This is a genomic window from Nonomuraea dietziae, from assembly GCF_014195505.1.
GTDB classification, from domain to species: domain Bacteria; phylum Actinomycetota; class Actinomycetes; order Streptosporangiales; family Streptosporangiaceae; genus Nonomuraea; species Nonomuraea roseola.
Map to the genome: position 1 here is coordinate 3,291,261 of NZ_JACIBV010000001.1, position 16,109 is coordinate 3,307,369.

Annotated in this window: 19 protein-coding genes and 1 tRNA gene; 7 read left to right on the forward strand and 13 right to left on the reverse strand. The window is 71.3% G+C overall.

Annotated elements, in window-relative coordinates; all coding sequences use genetic code 11:
- Nucleotides 1–30 precede the first annotated feature (30 nt).
- On the reverse strand, nt 31–384 hold the full coding sequence (locus tag FHR33_RS15680; RefSeq protein ID WP_183647797.1) for a VOC family protein: 354 nt from the start codon (nt 382–384) through the stop codon (nt 31–33).
- Between the two features lie 226 nt (nt 385–610).
- On the opposite strand from FHR33_RS15680, the gene FHR33_RS15685 reads away from it, so the two are divergent.
- On the forward strand, nt 611–760 hold the full coding sequence (locus FHR33_RS15685; protein ID WP_183647800.1) for a hypothetical protein: 150 nt from the start codon (nt 611–613) through the stop codon (nt 758–760).
- A gap of 149 nt (nt 761–909) precedes the next feature.
- Here the strand turns inward: FHR33_RS15685 and FHR33_RS15690 are convergent, their stop codons facing one another.
- Entirely contained in the window at nt 910–2,145 is a 1,236-nt protein-coding gene (locus tag FHR33_RS15690) for an amidohydrolase family protein (RefSeq protein ID WP_221241114.1), read from the reverse strand.
- A complete protein-coding gene (locus FHR33_RS15695) occupies nt 2,142–3,071 on the reverse strand; it encodes a TIGR03619 family F420-dependent LLM class oxidoreductase (RefSeq protein WP_183647806.1) in 930 nt (309 codons plus the stop codon). Before FHR33_RS15695 ends, FHR33_RS15690 begins: the two co-directional genes overlap by 4 nt.
- A gap of 160 nt (nt 3,072–3,231) precedes the next feature.
- Between FHR33_RS15695 and FHR33_RS15700 the strand changes: the two genes are divergently transcribed.
- A complete protein-coding gene (locus FHR33_RS15700) occupies nt 3,232–3,969 on the forward strand; it encodes a MerR family transcriptional regulator (protein WP_183647809.1) in 738 nt (245 codons plus the stop codon).
- Entirely contained in the window at nt 3,969–4,790 is an 822-nt protein-coding gene (locus tag FHR33_RS15705) for a hypothetical protein (protein WP_183660109.1), read from the forward strand. The genes FHR33_RS15700 and FHR33_RS15705 overlap by 1 nt, the downstream gene beginning before the upstream one ends.
- Nucleotides 4,791–4,793: 3 nt before the next feature.
- Here the strand turns inward: FHR33_RS15705 and FHR33_RS15710 are convergent, their stop codons facing one another.
- Nucleotides 4,794–4,964 carry a hypothetical protein gene (locus FHR33_RS15710; RefSeq protein ID WP_183647812.1) on the reverse strand — a complete coding sequence of 57 codons (171 nt, stop codon included), beginning with the start codon at nt 4,962–4,964 and terminating at the stop codon, nt 4,794–4,796.
- The gene (locus tag FHR33_RS15715) at nt 4,961–5,311 is read right to left on the reverse strand and encodes a hypothetical protein (RefSeq protein ID WP_183647815.1); all 351 of its coding nucleotides are present in this window, start codon (nt 5,309–5,311) and stop codon (nt 4,961–4,963) included. The genes FHR33_RS15710 and FHR33_RS15715 overlap by 4 nt, the downstream gene beginning before the upstream one ends.
- Nucleotides 5,312–5,402: 91 nt before the next feature.
- On the opposite strand from FHR33_RS15715, the gene FHR33_RS15720 reads away from it, so the two are divergent.
- Nucleotides 5,403–5,927 carry a hypothetical protein gene (locus FHR33_RS15720; protein ID WP_183647818.1) on the forward strand — a complete coding sequence of 175 codons (525 nt, stop codon included), beginning with the start codon at nt 5,403–5,405 and terminating at the stop codon, nt 5,925–5,927.
- Between the two features lie 26 nt (nt 5,928–5,953).
- Here the strand turns inward: FHR33_RS15720 and FHR33_RS15725 are convergent, their stop codons facing one another.
- Nucleotides 5,954–7,429 (reverse strand): cobyric acid synthase, encoded by a 1,476-nt coding sequence (locus tag FHR33_RS15725; RefSeq protein WP_183647821.1) that lies wholly within the window; start codon nt 7,427–7,429, stop codon nt 5,954–5,956.
- A 107-nt stretch (nt 7,430–7,536) separates the two neighbouring features.
- On the opposite strand from FHR33_RS15725, the gene FHR33_RS15730 reads away from it, so the two are divergent.
- Nucleotides 7,537–8,892, forward strand: coding sequence for an MFS transporter (locus FHR33_RS15730; protein WP_183647824.1), 1,356 nt, complete (start codon nt 7,537–7,539; stop codon nt 8,890–8,892).
- Here the strand turns inward: FHR33_RS15730 and FHR33_RS15735 are convergent.
- On the reverse strand, nt 8,825–9,838 hold the full coding sequence (locus tag FHR33_RS15735) for a cobalamin biosynthesis protein (RefSeq protein ID WP_183647826.1): 1,014 nt from the start codon (nt 9,836–9,838) through the stop codon (nt 8,825–8,827). The two genes, FHR33_RS15730 and FHR33_RS15735, sit on opposite strands and share 68 nt — an antisense overlap.
- Nucleotides 9,822–10,604: a phosphotransferase gene (locus FHR33_RS15740; RefSeq protein WP_183647829.1), complete on the reverse strand. Its 783-nt coding sequence runs from the start codon at nt 10,602–10,604 to the stop codon at nt 9,822–9,824. The genes FHR33_RS15735 and FHR33_RS15740 overlap by 17 nt, the downstream gene beginning before the upstream one ends.
- 344 nt (nt 10,605–10,948) lie before the next feature.
- Between FHR33_RS15740 and FHR33_RS15745 the strand changes: the two genes are divergently transcribed.
- A tRNA-Arg gene (locus FHR33_RS15745) sits at nt 10,949–11,022 on the forward strand.
- Nucleotides 11,023–11,237: 215 nt separating this feature from the next.
- Here the strand turns inward: FHR33_RS15745 and FHR33_RS15750 are convergent.
- The 3 genes from FHR33_RS15750 to FHR33_RS53270 form a co-directional block, all read right to left on the reverse strand.
- The gene (locus tag FHR33_RS15750) at nt 11,238–11,558 is read right to left on the reverse strand and encodes a tyrosine-type recombinase/integrase (RefSeq protein ID WP_183647832.1); all 321 of its coding nucleotides are present in this window, start codon (nt 11,556–11,558) and stop codon (nt 11,238–11,240) included.
- A gap of 35 nt (nt 11,559–11,593) precedes the next feature.
- On the reverse strand, nt 11,594–11,821 hold the full coding sequence (locus FHR33_RS15755; protein ID WP_183660636.1) for an integrase core domain-containing protein: 228 nt from the start codon (nt 11,819–11,821) through the stop codon (nt 11,594–11,596).
- A 347-nt stretch (nt 11,822–12,168) separates the two neighbouring features.
- Entirely contained in the window at nt 12,169–12,279 is a 111-nt protein-coding gene (locus FHR33_RS53270; RefSeq protein WP_350655285.1) for a hypothetical protein, read from the reverse strand.
- A 283-nt stretch (nt 12,280–12,562) separates the two neighbouring features.
- Between FHR33_RS53270 and FHR33_RS15770 the strand changes: the two genes are divergently transcribed.
- On the forward strand, nt 12,563–13,159 hold the full coding sequence (locus tag FHR33_RS15770) for a carbonic anhydrase (RefSeq protein ID WP_221241116.1): 597 nt from the start codon (nt 12,563–12,565) through the stop codon (nt 13,157–13,159).
- A gap of 31 nt (nt 13,160–13,190) precedes the next feature.
- Here FHR33_RS15770 and FHR33_RS15775 read toward each other — a convergent pair whose 3' ends face one another.
- Both FHR33_RS15775 and FHR33_RS15780 read right to left on the reverse strand, forming a co-directional pair.
- Nucleotides 13,191–14,438 (reverse strand): FAD-dependent oxidoreductase, encoded by a 1,248-nt coding sequence (locus FHR33_RS15775; RefSeq protein WP_183647842.1) that lies wholly within the window; start codon nt 14,436–14,438, stop codon nt 13,191–13,193.
- Nucleotides 14,439–14,865: 427 nt separating this feature from the next.
- Nucleotides 14,866–15,843 (reverse strand): L-threonylcarbamoyladenylate synthase, encoded by a 978-nt coding sequence (locus tag FHR33_RS15780; protein WP_183647845.1) that lies wholly within the window; start codon nt 15,841–15,843, stop codon nt 14,866–14,868.
- Between the last annotated feature and the right edge of the window lie 266 nt (nt 15,844–16,109).

A 16,109-nucleotide genomic window follows, 5' to 3' on the forward strand; every position in this document is an offset into this window, starting at 1 on the left:
AGACGGTCACGCTGAGGCCCAGCGCGGGCCTCACGCCAGCTCGACCCCGCCCTTCGGCGTGTCGAGGACGGCCCGCAGCGCCACCTCGGGCCCCTCCTCGACGTCGAGCTCGGCGCCGAGCGCGTCGAGCGCGGCGCGCAGCCCCTCGACGTCGGGCGTGACGGCGCCGAAGGCGGCCAGCGTGAGGCGCGGCAGGCCCGAGGCGGCCGGGCGCCTGGTCGCGCCCCAGTCGATGAGGAACGGCACCGGCCTGACCTGCGCGGGGTCGTCCCAGCGGGTCAGGTGCCACTCCAGCAGCGTGCCGTCGGGCGTGCGGCGCGACAGCGGACGCGCCTCCCCCGGGTCGTGGCCCCGCTCGCGCGCCCGCAGGACGGTCGCGTCCACGTCCTCGGGGCGGCCACCCCTTCCTCCAGGTCGGGAACGGCGTAGACGAGGTGGTCGAGGCTCATCGTGGTTCCCCCGCGGCGTCATGAGCTGATGGCACGGTGTCCGCCACACGACAACCACCGCCGTGGCGGGAATTTCGGCAAGGGCGGCAGTTTTCCTGCTCCTGGCCTCGACACGGTGAATGTCAGCATGAGGAACGCTTGCCAATCACACGGGAGGACATATGCGACGCATCATCGCAACGCTGGTCACGACAGGAGTGGTCGCCATCGGGTTCACCGCTGTCGCCGCCCTGCCGAGCGCGGCCGACAGCGTGCGCATCACCAGCGTCTCCGTCGACGGCGGCGACGGGACGGAAAACCGCGAGTGGTGACGCCTGACCGGCGCACGTAAGAACCCGCCCTGACCTGGCGTGGACGCGCGAGCCTCGCCGTCCACGCCCGGTCAGGGCGTCTCTGTCCCGCCGCCCGCCTACCCGCGCGGTCCCGCTCGTCGAGGGCGACGGGACGTCCCGCGGCCTGCCTACCCGCGGCCCCGCGCGTCCTGCTCGTCGAGGGCGACGCGACGTCCCGCCCGGAAGACGGCTCGGACGTCCAGCAGCGCCGCGGGGTCGGCCAGGGGGTCGCCCTGCACGCCGATGAGGTCGGCGTCGAAGCCCGCGGCCACCGTTCCCTTGCGCTCGCCGACTCCGCACGCCCGCGCCGCCACCGAGGTGGCCGAGCGGAGCGCGTCCAGCGGCGCGAGCCCCGCCATGTCCACCATGGCGGCGACACTGTGGGCCAGGCCGCCGTGCGGTTTGACGGCGAAGATGCCCGAGTCGCTGCCGCACACGAGGGTGACACCCGCCTGCCGCATCATGCGGAGGCCCGCGACGAAGGCCGGCAGCTGCCTGGCCTGCTCGGGAGTGAGCGGCGGGCCGCCGGGAAGCGCGCCGAGGGTGAGCGTGACCGCGACCCCTCTCTTCGCCAGCTCCCTGACCAGCCCCTCGTCGGCCCTGACGCCGTCCTCGGCGTAGAACGTGCAGTGCTCGATCCCGTCGAAACCCGCCGCCACGACGTCGGCGATGCCCTCGGGCGAGTGCGCGTGCGCGGTGATGGGCAGGCCCAGCCGATGCGCCTCCTCCGCGGCGGCCCTGAGCTCGGCCCGGCCGTACTGCCGCTCGTGCATGGCCGAGCCCGCGGTGATCCCTCCGCCGGTGGCCATCACCTTGACCACGTCGGCCCCGCGCTCCGCCCGCTCCCTGACCGCCGCCCTGACGCCGTCGACGCCGCTTGCCTCCCCTCCCAGGAACCAGCAGTGTCCTCCGGGCGTGGTGATCGGAGGGCCGGAGGCGAGGATGGCGGGTCCTGCCGCGGGGTCGACCGCCGTCTCCTCGCGCAGCCGTAACGAGAGATAGTCGCGGTCACCGAGGTCGCGGACGGTGGTGACACCGGCCGCCAGCGTGCGCGCGGCGGCCGCCCTCATGGACGCGAGCAGCGCGGCCTCGTCGGCGTGCGTGACATGGTCCACGGCCTCGTCCGTCGCGTTCAGCGCCAGGTGAACGTGGCTGTCGACCAGCCCGGGCAGCAGGGTGAGCCCGCGCAGGTCCACGACCTCGACCCCCTGCGGCGGCTCGAGGCCGGACCCTGCCTCGACGATCCGGCCCGCTTCGACGAGGACCAGCGGGTCGAGCAGGTAGCCGGGCCCGTGGCCGTCGAACAGTCTGGCGGCACGTATCGCGATCCGCTCCGGACGGCGCTCCAGGGATCCGCTTCTCACGCGGCAGGCCCCCATTCGGCCGAGGGAACGGCCTCCCGCAGCTCGGACAGGCGGCGCAGCAGTTCGTCGGCCGTGGTGGAGGCGGTGTCGGCGAACAGGACGTGGTCGAGGCCGAGGGGTGCCACCAGATCGAGGTCGGCGGCGATCTGACGGGCCGAGCCGCCGAGGAACGGCCGCTCTCCGTCGAGGTCGTCCGCGGTGAGAGGCGTGTTGACCCGCACGATGACGGACAGAGCCGCGGCGTCCCTACCCGCCTCCGCCGCTGTGGCGCGAAAGCGCGTGACGGTCTGTTCCAGGAACTCGCGCGAGAGCGCGATCGGGTTCAGCCCGTCGGCCAGCCGCGCGGCCCTGTCGACGGCGGGCGGGGACATCCCCGCCAGGACGATCGGGACGCCCTGCCGCTGGACCGGCTTGGGATTGATCGCCGACGGCGGGATGGTGTAGTGCTTGCCGTGGAAGCTGACGGGATCGGGGCCCCAGGCGGCGCGCACCGCGGCGACCGCCTCCTCCAGCGCCTCGCCCCTGGTGCGTTGCGAGACGCCGATCGCCTCGAACTCCTGGTCCATCCAGCCCAGCCCCAGCCCCGCGACGGCGCGCCCACCACTGAACCGATCCAGAGTGGCGAAGCGGCGGGCCAGCACGACAGGGTTGTGGAAGAGCGCGTTGACGACGCTGGTTCCCAGCCTGACGCGGTCGGTGCACGCCGCCACGTGGCTCAGCGTCTCGATCGGCTCGAACGTCGAGGCGTAGTAGTCGGGCAGCGGCTGGGGCCTGCCGCCCGAGGTGGCTCCGCCGGTGGGATACAGCAGTCGCTCGTAGGTCCAGACCGCTCCATAGCCCAGGCGCTCGGCGCCCTGCGCCACCCGCACGATCGCCTCCGCCGACGCGTAAGCGCCGGACGTGGGCAGCGCCACTCCAAGATCCATCCCTCGCTCCTTCCACACGGCCTCGACAACCCGGGTCATCCTCGCGGACTCCGGACGTCGACCCCAGCAGGACGACTGTCATTCTTCGTCGCTTTGCTGCCAACGCGCGGCGGGATGGAGGGTTTGACCTTGACGTAACGTCAAGGTGTGTAATCAGCCCATGAGGATCGGAGAGCTCGCCGCGCTGGTCGGGGTGTCCACCCGGACCGTGCGTCACTACCACCACCTGGGGCTGCTCCCCGAGCCCGAACGGCTGCCCAACGGCTATCGGGAGTACCGGCTGCGCGACGCGGTGCTGCTGTCGCGCGTCAGACAGCTGGCCGCGCTCGGCCTGTCGCTGGACGAGCTGCGCGACGTGCTGGCCGACGACGCGGGCAAGGAGCTGCGCGAGGTCCTGGAGGAGCTCGACGCCGACCTGGCCAGGCAGCAGGCGGTGATCACGCTCAGGCGCGAGAAGCTGGCCGAGCTCCTCCGCCTGGTGGACCTCAACCCCGACTCGCTGATCTCTCCCGACCTCACCACGGCGCTGCGCGACCTGTCATCGGGCGGCTCCAGGTTCGCCGCGCTCGACAGGGAGCTGCTGACCCTGGTCGGCTCCATGGCGGGCGAGGAGGAGGTGCGCACCCTGCTGGCCCCGCTCACCTCGCCCGACGCCCTCGCCAAGGCGCACGAGCTCTACGCCCGGCTCGACGCGCTCGACGACGCCGAGCCGGGCGACCCCAGGATCGCGGCTCTCGCCGCCGATCTCGCCGACTACCTGCCCGCCGAGATGACCTCGGCGATGGCGGCCCACTCGGGGCCGGGGTCGGCGTGGCTGGAGGCGCTGACCGACGAGCTCAACCCGGCCCAGGCCGAGGTTTTCAGGCTGCTGCTGCTCACCCTGAAGGAAGGACTGTGATGCTCAGGTTCGCGCGCGCCGCGCTGTACACCGCCATCCCCGCCGAGGTGCTCCTCGTGACCCTGCTCATCGCGGGCGTGCCGCTGCCGACGCCCGTCCTGGTGGCCGGGGAGACCCTCGTGATGCTCGTGCTCGCGCTGGAGGCGGTGACCGCCTACCGCCTGTTCAGCGCCTCGCGCGGAGCGGGGCTCGGACGGCGGGCCGCGCTCTCGGCGACCTACGAGCAGCTGGTGCCCGCGAAGGTGCGCAGGCTGCTGGAGTTCGAGCTGAACGGCATGGTCAGCCTGGGCCTGTGGGTGACCAGGCGGCGCCACGGGGTGCCGCCCGGCGCGACCGCGCTCTCCTACTCCAAGGAGCAGAGCACGACCATCCTGCTCGTGCTGTTCATGATGATCGTCGAGCTGGTGGCGGTGGACCTGCTGATGGTCGCCTTCGACGTGCCGGCCCCCATACGCGTCGCAGTCCTGGTGCTCGACCTGTACGGCGTGCTGTTCGGCCTGGCCTTCGGCGCGGCCTGCGTCACCAGGCCGCACGTCCTGACCGATGACGAGCTGCGCATCCGCTGCGGCGCCTACTTCGACCTGCGCATCCCCCGCGAGCTCATCACCTCGATGCGCGTCTCGCGCGCCTACAACGAGAACGGCATGGTCAGGGTCGCCGACGGACGGCTCAGCGTGGCGGTCTCCTCGCAGACCAACGTGATCGTCGAGCTGGCCGAGCCGATCACCGTGACCCGTCCGCTCGGCGCCGAGGAGTCGGTCACCAGCGTCCGCTTCTTCGCCGACACGCCCGGCGCCGTCCTGCAGCGAGCGGCGGCCTGAGCGTCACGGCGGCGGGCGGGTGGATCGGGCGGCGCGCTGCGCGTCCAGGCGCGCGGCGCGCTGCTCGCCCTCGTCGAGGTTGGAGTTGACGACGATGACCGGCTCGCCGTCGACCCACGTGATCAGCCACGCCTGAGGTCGCGGCAGCGGCCGGTAGACAGTGGGCGCGATCACGGGAGCCGCCCGCTCCGCACCCGCCTGACGAGGTCGACCGTCCTGCGCCAGTCGTCTGCCTCGTGTCCCCACGAGGAGCGGGCCTGGCTCAGCCCTATCAGGCAGGCGGAGCCGTCGATCACCACCGTCACCTGCTGGAACGGCCTGCGCGTGGGAGAGCGGACGGCGGTGAGGTACTCGGGAGGCGGCGGCTCGGCTGCCGACAGCTCCTCGATGAGACGCGTGGCGCGCCGCAGCTTCTGCCGGGTGAGCTCGAGGTCGCGCACGAGCCTGTTGTGCCATTCGATGCGCTTGCTCGCCCTGACCGCACGCCGTGCCAGCTGGGCGATGGTGTCGCTGTCGTTCATGGGGGCCTGCCTGTCCTGGACAACGAGTGTCAGCGGGCGCCCCACATGCCCGTCAGGTGATTGAAGCACACGGTTTCCGTAGACTCCAGGGATGCGGCGGGTGAGCAGCACGGTGGTCGTGGTGACGGGAGAGCGGGCGGCCGAGGTGGTCACGGGGCTCGAGGGGCTGCACAACGTGCGGACCCTGACGACGGGCGAACTCCTGCCCGAGCAGGTGACGGAGGCGGTGACCAGAGCCAGGGCCACCTACGTGGTCCACGACGCCGATCCGCTGGCCGAGGTCGGGCGCGCGTGGGCGGGTTTCTTCGACGGCACCGAGCCCGTCGGAGGGCTGGAGGTAGCCATCGAGGAGACGCTCGCGGCGCTGCGCGAGGAGCGGAGGGTGCTGCCCGACTACTACGTCGTGCTGGAGCCGGAGGAGCTGCCCGCCACGGAGCGGCACTGGTGGCTCGGTGTGCTGGCGGGAGCGGCCCCCGTGCGGGTGGTGCCCTCCCCCTCCTCGGCGGCCAGCGTGGCGGGCGCGCTCGGCAGGCTGGCGGCGGGGCGGTGGTGGCCGCGCGACCTCGACGCCTGGCTGCGGGCGCTGCCCCGCACGATCCCCGACCGCATCCACTGACCGCTTCTCGGTGGCGGTGGCCGCGCCTACGCGCCCGGCGGCAGGAACGGCACCGGCCCTGTGCCGTTCTCGATCAGCCTGAGCAGCGCCTCGGTGTCGAGATGACGCTCGACCAGGTCGCCGAGGGCGTCGAGCCGCGCCTCCCTGAGCGCGGCGAAGCTCGTGGCCGGCGCGGGCACGAAGTCGCGCCCGGCGCGCGCGGCCACGTCCGTCAGGAACGCGCGGCGGAAGCCGTCGTTCTCCAGCGCGCCGTGCCACGTCGTCCCGTACACCGCGCCGACCCTGCACCCGTCGAGGAACGGCTCGCCGCCCTCCACCGTGGCGACGCCGTGGTGGATCTCGTAGGCGGAGACCGGCTGCCCGTACTCCTCACCGGTGGGCCTGGCCAGGCGCTTGTCCCTGGCGAACGTGACGTGCACCGGCAGCATTCCCAGCCCCTTCACCAGGCCCGCGCCCGACTCCACCTCGTCGACGATCTCGCGCGCCAGCATCTGGTAGCCGCCACAGATGCCCAGGACCGGCAGCTCGCGCGCGACCAGCGCGTCGGCCAGGCCCGTCGAGCGCAGCCACGCCAGGTCGGCGACCGTGGCCCTTGAGCCCGGCAGGACCACCAGATCGGCGTCGTCGAGCTCGGCCGGGGTGGTGACGAAGCGCACCACCACGCCGGGCTCCCCGGCCAGCGCGTCGAGGTCGGTGAAGTTCGAGACGCGCGGCAGCCTGACGACGGCGACGCGGAGCGTCTGCCTGCCGTACGGCGTGCCGGTGACGGCGGGACGGTTGTCGAGGGCCAGGGAGTCCTCGACGTCCAGCCACAGCCCTTCGAGCCAGGGCAGCACGCCGTACACCTCGCGGCCGGTCAGCCCGCGCAGCGTGTCGAGGCCGGGCTCGAGCAACTCGACCGCTCCCCTGAACTTGTTCACGACGAACCCGGCGATGTGCGCCTGGTCCTCCCTGTCGAGGAGGGCGACGGTCCCGTAGAAGGCGGCGAAGACGCCGCCCCTGTCGATGTCGCCGACCACGACGACCGGCAGGCCGGCGGCGCGGGCCAGCCCCATGTTGGCGATGTCGCCGCGCCTGAGGTTGATCTCGGCGGGACTGCCGGCCCCCTCGCAGATCACCACGTCGTAGGCGGACCTCAGCCGCTCGAAGGACTCCAGGGCCTTCTCGCGCAGGAAGTCCTTGAGCGCGCCGTACTCCATGGCGTCGACGTCGGTCAGCGGCCTGCCCATGAGCACCACCTGGCTGCGGCGGTCGCTGCCCGGCTTGAGCAGGATCGGGTTCATGTCGGCGAGCGGCTCCAGCCCCGCCGCCTGCGCCTGCATCGCCTGCGCGCGGCCGATCTCGGCGCCGTCGGCGGTGACGAAGGAGTTGAGCGACATGTTCTGCGCCTTGTACGGCGCGACCCGCACCCCCTGCCTGGCCAGCCAGCGGCAGATGCCCGCCGTCACCACGCTCTTCCCCGCATCCGACGTGGTCCCGGCCACCAGCAGCGCACCCTTCACGCGGCCACGGTAGCGGTCCGTCTCCCGCTACCTCTTGGCGCAGGCTGTGACTTCTGCCACTCTGTCTAGAACAAACTCCTAGAATAGAATTCTGGAAAGGATGGGGCATGGTCGCGACCCGCCTGTTCGGCAGCCCTCCTCCGGCAGGGATCGACGCCGCCTCCCGCGCGCCCTACGGCTGGGCTCCGCTGATCGTGTTGTTCGTCGTCGGCCTCGTCGACCGCGTGGAGCACAACCTGTTGTCCGGCGTGCTGCCGCACGTGCAGGCCGAATGGGGCTTCAGCGACACCGCCGCGGGCTCGATCCCCACGGCCTCCGCGCTGGCCGCCGCCCTCGTCGCCATCCCCGCCGGCTACCTCGCCGACCGCGTCAACAGGACCCGCATCCTCGCGGTCGTCGTGCTGCTGTGGGCGGTGGCCACACTCGGCTCCGGCCTGGCCGCCGGTTTCGCGATGTTCTACGCGATGCGCGTCTTCCTGGCCGCCGCCGAGTGCATCGACAACCCCGCCTCCGGCTCCCTGACCGCCGACTACTACCCGCCGGTCTCCAGGGCCAAGGCGTACGGCCTGACCAGGGTCACCACCTATCTCGGCGGCATCGGCACGCTGATCGGCGGCGTCCTGGCCCAGGCGTACGGCTGGCGGACCGCCTTCCTCGTCATGGTCGTGCCCGGCCTGATCGCGGCGTGGCTGTGCTGGCGCCTCCGCGAACCGGCCAGGGGACACCTGGACTCGCTCGTCGCGGGCGGCTCCACCCAGCCGGGCGAGCAGGGCGAGAGCGCCGGCGTCGCGGAGGCCGCCGTGCCCGCAGGACTCAGGGACAGGCGCGCGGGACGCTTCCTCGAGGTCCTGCGCATCCCCACGCTGGCCATCGTCTGCGCCGGGCTGGCCCTGCTGACGCTCGGCCTGGCCGGCATCTTCTACTGGATGCCCTCGCTCATGGTCCGCACGTTCGGCGTCGGCACCGGCGCGGCGGGCTCGGTCAGCGGCCTCATCACGATCGCGGGACCCGTGCTCGGCACGCTGATCGGCTCCAGGCTCGGCTCCAAGTGGCACGGCACCGTCAGGGGCGGCCGCCTGCTCGCGGGCGGCGGCGGCATCACCGCGGGCTCCGCGGTGCTGGCGGGGGCCCTGGCCATGGACTCCATGCTCTGGCTCAGCGTCCTGACCCTGGTGGCCAGCACGCTGATGTCGATCGCGATCCCGAACATGACCGCCTGCCTGGCCGACGTGGTCGGCGCGCACGCCCGCGGGCTCGGCTTCGCCGTCCTGCAGCTGCTGACGACGTTCGGCGGCGCCTTCGGCTCGCTGGTCGTCGGACGGATCTCCGACACCAGCGGCTCGCTCACCACCGGCATGTACGCGCTGATCCCCTTCATGGTGGTCGGCGGCGTGATCACGCTCCTGGCGCGGGGCTTCTACGAGCGCGACGCGGCCAGAGTGCTGGAGCAAGCACGGCGATAGCGGCGGCCGCGAGACTCACCGTCCTGGTGAGCCGCACCGCCCTGCGGATGTCGCGCACCTCCGGCCTGGGCCCCTCCCCCATCTCCGGACGGTGCTCGACCCTGCTGCCGTAGACGTTGACGCCGCCCAGCGTGACGTCGAGCGCGCCCGCGAACGCGGCCTCGCACCTGCCCGCGTTGGGGCTGGGGTGACGGTGACCGTCCCTCCTGAGCACCCGCAGGGCGCGCCCGCTGTCAGGAGCGGCCATGACGGCCAACAGCCCGGTGATCCTCGCGGGGACGTAGTTGGCGACGTCGTCGAGCCTGGCGGCGGCCCAGCCGAAGCGTTCGTAGCGCGGGGAGCGGTGGCCGACCATCGCGTCGAGGGTGTTGACGGCGCGGTAGGCGAGCAGCCCCGGCACCCCCGCGATCACGCCCCAGAACAGCGGGGCGACGACGGCGTCGGAGGTGTTCTCTGCCAGCGACTCGACCGTGGCCCTGGCCAGCTCGGGCGCCTCCAGCGTGCGGGGATCCCTGCCGCACAGGTGCGGCAGGCGCTTCCTGGCGGCCTCGATGTCCTTGGCCTCGAGGGCCTCGGCCATGTGGACGCCTTCACGCGCCAGCGTGGTGCCGCCCAGGACCGCCCAGGTGGCGGCGGCGGTCAACCCGACCTCGGCCACAGCCCTGACCACGCCCGGGCCCGCCGTCGAGCTACCGAGCCGCGTCGGGGAGCCGCCCGGTACACGTTCGGTCGCCAGGCTCGCCAGGGCGCCCAGGCCGGCCGCGGCGCCCACGCAGATCGCGACGTGCGCGACGCCGTTGGGGCGGGCGTCGCCGTACAGGCGCCGCTCCAGCGCCGCCGCCGCCCGCCCGAACAGCGCGACGGGATGCCCGCGCCTGGGGTCGCCGACGACGGCGTCCACGAGAACTCCGAGTGCGATTCCCGCGGACCTAGACCAGATGTGCATGAAGCTCATCTTCGTGGGTGTCGAGCCATGCCGCGGCCCGCCGGATGCGCTCGCCCGCGCCGTCCTCCCACAACCTCGCCCAGCCGCCGCCCTCGGCCGCCCTGGCCCTCATCACCTCGTAGGAACGGCCGAAGCGCAGCCTGGCCAGCGGAAGCAGGCGGCGGCGCGTGCGCGGCGGCAGGTCGTACGCCTCGCAGAACAGCCGCAGCCGCGCGCCCACGTCGACGTGGCGCAGCAGCGGATGCCTGTCGACGGGATCGGCGATCGGCGCCCAGTGACGCAGCGTGGTGACCACGTCGAACGCCCTCGTCGTGGGCCGCGCCAGATCGAAGTCGATGAGCGCGACGGGCTCGGCGCCCTGGAAGATCACATTCTCGGGGGTCAGGTCGCAGTGCCCGATCACCTCGGGGACGTCGTCGTCGTTCGACCCGCCCTCCCACCGATGCCCGGCCAGCGGAAAGCCCTCGGTCGCGTCGTGGAAGCGCCGCAGCAGGACGGCCAGGGACCCGAGCGCCTCGTCCGTGACGCTGTGGACGGTCAGGCCCGCGGTGCCAGGAACGAAGGTGATGATCTCGCGACCGGTGGCGTCCATGCCTACGAGCCGCGGCGCCCCGTCGAAGCCGACCGCCTCGAGGTGGCGGAGCAGAGCGTGCACGGCGGGGCTGGAACGGCAGATGGGCCTACGCACCGTGTCGGCGATCCGCACCACTCCGTCCGTCACGTCCCCGCCCTGCAGAGGAATCTCGTGCAGGACCGTCGCGACCATGCCACGACACCTTAGCCCTATATGTGCGCCCCCGCCTGGGGTTTTCGGACATTCCCACCCGCGACACCACCACGTCGTGGATCGTTCCCGGCACCGCGTGGCCGCTTCCGTCGACGTTCGTCCGAGCCGGGAGCACCCGCGCCCACCCGGCCGGCAACCGGTGCCGCCATGGGCGAGGCTTCGGCTTCGAGGCGGCCGAGATCACAGCCCTCACGAAAGCCCAGTTCGGGGTGGGGTCGGTGTTCGGGGAGCAGCAGGGCGAGCGGTCGCTGAGCTGAGGGAGCGTGGTGACACGCACAATCGAGTACGTACGAGCTCCCAGGATCATGCACAATTAGGCGGGAGCGCCCTTAGCTCAGCTGGATAGAGCACCGGACTTCTAATCCGACGGTCGCAGGTTCGAATCCTGCAGGGCGCGCTTTGATCATGCCGCTGACCTGCGGAAATGCGCGCTGTCCGGCCGTGCGGAACATAGTTCTAGTCAATCGGTGCTCGCGCGGTGCTCGCCCGTACCAACCCCGTACACACCATGATCATGATGCCATCCAACGCGTCGCTCAGCGGCGCAGCGCCAAGACGAACAGCCCCGTTCCGCCGCGAATCCGGCGAGACGAGGCCGCTCGTCTACTCCGGTTATGCGCGGAGATGCCTCAACGCGCCCCGCTCCTCCTGATCGTCGTCTCCCAGCAACAGCGCTGCGGCCTTCTCCGCCGCCGCCATCGCCACCTGCGGAAAGACCGAGGTGTAGGTGTCGGCAGTGAAAGCACTGGAAGTATGCCCGAGCGTCTCCTGGACCACTTTGATCTCCACGCCCGCAGCCAGCATCAACGAGGCCGCGCCATGCCGTAGATCATGAAGCCGGAGCGGTGGCAGTCCCGCCAAATAGGCCAGCCACAAGAACTGGTCGGACACATATCGCGGATGCAGCCGACCCTGTACCGCTTCAAAATTCATCACGTAGGGCTTGAGCTGGGAGTTCTCCGGAGCGGCTACGCGGCTCGGTGGTACTCGTTGATCAGTCCGCCGAGCACTTTCCGGCGTTCGATCCGTCCTTCCAGAGGTGCGACGGTCTGCTCATCGTGATCGGGTGGTCGCTGCGCGCGGGACTGGTGCGGCCGATGGCCGTTGTAGTGATCGGCATATTCACCAAGCAGCGAGCGCAGGTGCCTGTAGTGCTTCAAAACTTGCATGTACGGCTTGAGCTGGGGTTTCTCCACCTGGGCAGGCCAGAAGCCCATTGGCCTGGGCGCGTAGGAATGCCTGCCAGGAGGTATCGAGATGTCGAGGCGCCGGGCTGAAGCGGCGTGAGCGCAGCACGCGCCGCACGGTCGTCTCGCTGATCTGGTAGCCGAGCCGCACCAGTTCCCCATGCACGCGACGGTAGCCCCACGCGGGGTTCTCCCGCGACACGCAGATGATCAAGTCCCGGATCTTCCGGCTCGTCCTTGGACGCCCGGGCCGATGCGGGTAGGTCCAGGTCCGGCGGATTAGACCGTGTCTTGATTGGTGATCATTCGTTGGATCGATCATGGAAGCGTTCCTAGATCAGCTGGTTCCTGACGAGTTATGGGAGCTGTTTCAGCGCGTGATGCCGCCACCCCCGCGCCGCCAGGCGCGACACCTCGCCGATCACTCCGGTCTCGACCAGGGCGCCGACCATGACGAACAGTCCCATGAAGAACACCAGGGTGGGCCAACTCGACCTCGGCGATGGCCTGCTCGATGGTCACCTTGGTCGCCGCCACCAAGATCCCGGCGCCGAGGATCGCCACCACCGACGGCTCGTAGCACAGCACCGAGCCGGTCGGGAACGCCACCAGCGGGAACAGCACGCCCGCCGGGCCCCCAACGCTCGACCGACCAGCCGGTCAACGAACCCCGCTCGACGCTCGACTTGCCCGGGTTCGTACCCTGCGGCCATGACTGACTCGCCCCTGACTCCATCCGAAGCAGTTGACATGCTGATGGCCGGCAACGAACGTTTCATCGCAGGAGTGCCGCAACATCCGAATCAGGACGCCACGCGTCGAGCCGAAACCGCCCCAGCCCAGCATCCCTTCGCCGTGCTGTTCGGCTGCTCCGACTCGCGGCTAGCAGCTGAGATCATCTTCGACCGGGGGCTGGGCGACCTGTTCGTGGTCCGCACCGCGGGGCACGTGGCTGGGCCGGAGGTGCTGGGCAGCATCGAGTACGGCGTGAGCGTGCTGGCGTGCCCGCTGGTGGTGGTGCTCGGCCACGACTCCTGCGGTGCAGTCGCGGCCACCCGGGCTGCCCTGGCCGACGGCCTCGGCAACACCTCGGGATACGTCCGCGACGTCATCGAGCGGGTTACGCCCAGTGTCCTGGCCGCACGCGCCGCCGGCCTCACCCAAGACGACGAGATCATCGCCGAGCACATCCGGCATACAGTGACGCTCCTCCTGGACCGGTCCCGGCTGCTCGCCGACCACGTCGACGCCGGGAAGACCGCAGTGATCGGCCTGTCTTACCAACTCGCCGACGGCAGCGCTCGCCTGGTCACCAGCCGCGGCCTGCCTGCCGAGGCGACAACCTGAGCCAGGAGTACCCGAACAGCTGAGCCGCACGTCACACCATCGACCCGACGCGAGCACCCAGGCTGGCGGTGATCCGCCTGGCGGCGAAGCCGGTTCCGGCGACGAAACGCAGCATCGGCCCGAAGGTGGGCGCCGCCATCGATCCGGCGAAATACAGGCCCGGCACCGATGATTCCAGGCCGGCCGACAGCCGCGGAGCGCCGGAGCCGGGAATGCGGGCGATCGCTCTGCGCAGGTCTGGTGCCAGCAGAGACAGTGCGTTCACGTCGATGCGGTAGCCGGTGGCCGCCAGCACGTGATCGGCGCTCAGCTCGCCAGCCTCCCCTGCCAGTGTCAGGCGGGCGGTGCAGCCGTCGGACCGGGCACGGGTGATGCGGCGTTGCAGGTGCACGGGGACGACGTTTTCCACGCGGTCGCGTAGCCACCAGCCTCCCGAGGGTCCCAGCGCGCGCTGGTGGAGCCACAGCCGGCCAGGGGCGGGGAGCAGGCGCGCCAGATCCGGTGCCCAGCACAGGCCGCTCAGCACCCAACCCGGACCCAGAGGTGAGGAGGGATGGATCATCCGCTGCCACCATGGCCGCCTTGCCACCGGCGGCGCTCCCCAGCGCACTCGATCGCTGCGGACCAGGACATCCACCTCGGCACCTAGCTCGTGCAGGAGCGCGGCGCTCTCCAGCGCGGACTGGCCGCCGCCGACCACCACGACATGTCGCCCGCGGTATCTGGAGAGATCTGTCTGCTGGCTGGTGTGCGATAGCACCGCGTCGGGCCCCGTCTCTCCGCTTGGCGCGAGAGGCAGTAGCTCGTCGGGCACGTACGCGAGGGGGCCGAGGCCTGGGGCGAGCACCACCGCCGCCGCCTCGACCCTTTCGCCACCCCGCAGCAACAGCTCGAAACCGTGCCGCCCGCGCGCCACGAGCGAGACCTGGTCTGGTTCGATCTCGCCGGCGAAGCGGTCTGCGAACCACATCCCGTAACGGGCGAAGACCGCGCAGGGGATCGGGGTGAACTCCGTCAGCTGCGGCTGACCCACCTCGTGGCAGTAGTCGGCCAGCCTCCCACCGGGGATCGGGGAGGACAGGTCGGTGGCCTTAGGCGTCGATTTCAGGAACATGCCGGTCGCGGCTAGGTGCCGCCAGCTGGCCATGACCTCGCCGAACACCCGTACGGCGACGCCTGCCGCGCGCAGGTGTGCTGCCACCGAGAGCCCGTACGGCCCGGCTCCCACGACCACCACGACACCGCGCGAGCCCGGGTTCTTCGCCCGGGCGGCATCCATTCCGGCTATCGACGGCATCATCACTGTCCCTGGCTCGCAACGCTACGCATGACCAGCCGCCCCCGATGGACAGGCTGTACGGCTACCGCCCCGGCCAGTGTGGCCGACCACGCGGAGCCGCGCACGGCCATGCGACGGCGTGTCGAATGCTCAATGCCCCCCTCGCCTCGGGACGCATCGTCGTCGCGGGGGAAGCAAAGCGTCATGGACCCACGGCATGAAGGTGACACCGGGGCACAACCGGGGCGCACGCATCCGTGCGAATGGCAGTCGCCGCGCTACGTGCTGCGCTGGCGGGAGGGCGATCTCCAGATGGATACCGCCTACTACTACGCGACGCGGGGATAGAAGCGCCAGCTGCCCTTCTGCAGGTCGAACGCACATCCGCGGGCGCTCCGGCAGGAACATCGAACGGCGTCGGTGCTGGTCACTCCGAGGGGCGAGGCCCAGCGGCGCGACGGAGCCGGTTGGCGATGGCGAGTCCCAGTCCCCTCTCCACCGGCAAGGACGCGATGATGAGGCCACACCCTCGCTGGTCGAGCTCGCGCAGGAACCCGTACAGCCCGCGCGCGTAGGCGGCCATCGAACCGGGCACCGCCACCACTGCGTGCGCCTTGACCGGAGCGCCGGCGAAAGAAGGGGGAAGAAGGACGCCCACCTGGTGCCCTAGCTGCTGCGCGAACTCCGCTTCGGCGACGACCTTCTCGGGCTCCACGAGGACGACCCGGGCACGCGGCGCGTAGTGTGACGGATGCTGGCCCGGTACCCGGACGCGGCTCGTGGAGTGGACGGCCACCGGGCGCCCGAGCACCGCTTCGAGGTCCTCGCGCGTCACTCCGCCGGGCCGAAGAACGCCCGGGGTGTCCCCCGTGGCGTCGATGATGGTCGACTCGACGCCGACCTGGCAGGGGCCGCCGTCCAGCACGAAGTCGACGGCATCCCCGAGCTCCGCGCAGACGTGATCCGCCGTCGTGGGGCTGACCGAGCCGAAGCGGTTGGCGGACGGAGCCGCGACACCGCCGCCGAAGGCCGAGAGCAGCGCGAGTGCGACGGGGTGGTCGGGCACGCGCACGGCCACCGTCTCCAGGCCACCCGTCGCCTCGAGGGGCACTCGGGAACCGCGCCGCAGGACCAGCGTGAGCGGCCCCGGCCAGAAGCGCTCGGCCAACAGGCGCGCCGTCGCGGGTACGTCCTCGACCCAGTCGCCCAGGTGCTCCCCGCCGCCGATGTGAATGATCAGCGGGTGGGAGGGCGGGCGCCCCTTGACCTGGAAGACACGCGCGACGGCGGCGGAGTCCTCGGCATTGGCGCCCAGACCGTAGACGGTTTCGGTAGGGAAGGCCACCAGGCCTCCGGCGCGCAGCACACCGGCCGCCTTCTCGATGTCACTGGTTCTTTCCGTCACCCTGGCAATCCTCTCACCGTTCCGCTCCCCACATTCCGTGACCTCGCCGACGCATAAGAACGCCCGTCCGCCGACGCGGTCGAACGTCTCGATGAGATCCCTGGGATCGGCCCGACCGCCACACAGGTGATCATCTCTGACATCGGCCTGGTCATGCCCGTATCAGTCGCCGGCGTCGGGCCGGCCGATCGCCACCGTCATTCCGCTGAGTGCGCAGCGCACAGCCGGCATGGCCTCGGCCAGCTGGGCCAAGTCCTCTCCACCCA

Excerpts from the sequence above, each read along its gene's own strand:
- FHR33_RS15750 (WP_183647832.1), bottom strand. The coding sequence starts at position 11,558 with ATGAATTTTGAAGCGGTACAGGGTCGGCTGCATCCGCGATATGTGTCC.
- FHR33_RS15720 (WP_183647818.1), top strand. The coding sequence starts at position 5,403 with ATGCGGCGGGTGAGCAGCACGGTGGTCGTGGTGACGGGAGAGCGGGCG.
- FHR33_RS15715 (WP_183647815.1), bottom strand. The coding sequence starts at position 5,311 with ATGAACGACAGCGACACCATCGCCCAGCTGGCACGGCGTGCGGTCAGG.
- FHR33_RS15730 (WP_183647824.1), top strand. The coding sequence starts at position 7,537 with ATGGTCGCGACCCGCCTGTTCGGCAGCCCTCCTCCGGCAGGGATCGAC.
- FHR33_RS15740 (WP_183647829.1), bottom strand. The coding sequence starts at position 10,604 with ATGGTCGCGACGGTCCTGCACGAGATTCCTCTGCAGGGCGGGGACGTG.
- FHR33_RS15700 (WP_183647809.1), top strand. The coding sequence starts at position 3,232 with ATGAGGATCGGAGAGCTCGCCGCGCTGGTCGGGGTGTCCACCCGGACC.
- FHR33_RS15770 (WP_221241116.1), top strand. The coding sequence starts at position 12,563 with ATGCTGATGGCCGGCAACGAACGTTTCATCGCAGGAGTGCCGCAACAT.
- FHR33_RS15705 (WP_183660109.1), top strand. The coding sequence starts at position 3,969 with ATGCTCAGGTTCGCGCGCGCCGCGCTGTACACCGCCATCCCCGCCGAG.
- FHR33_RS53270 (WP_350655285.1), bottom strand. The coding sequence starts at position 12,279 with ATGGGACTGTTCGTCATGGTCGGCGCCCTGGTCGAGACCGGAGTGATC.
- FHR33_RS15775 (WP_183647842.1), bottom strand. The coding sequence starts at position 14,438 with ATGGATGCCGCCCGGGCGAAGAACCCGGGCTCGCGCGGTGTCGTGGTG.
- FHR33_RS15685 (WP_183647800.1), top strand. The coding sequence starts at position 611 with ATGCGACGCATCATCGCAACGCTGGTCACGACAGGAGTGGTCGCCATC.
- FHR33_RS15735 (WP_183647826.1), bottom strand. The coding sequence starts at position 9,838 with ATGCACATCTGGTCTAGGTCCGCGGGAATCGCACTCGGAGTTCTCGTG.
- FHR33_RS15695 (WP_183647806.1), bottom strand. The coding sequence starts at position 3,071 with ATGGATCTTGGAGTGGCGCTGCCCACGTCCGGCGCTTACGCGTCGGCG.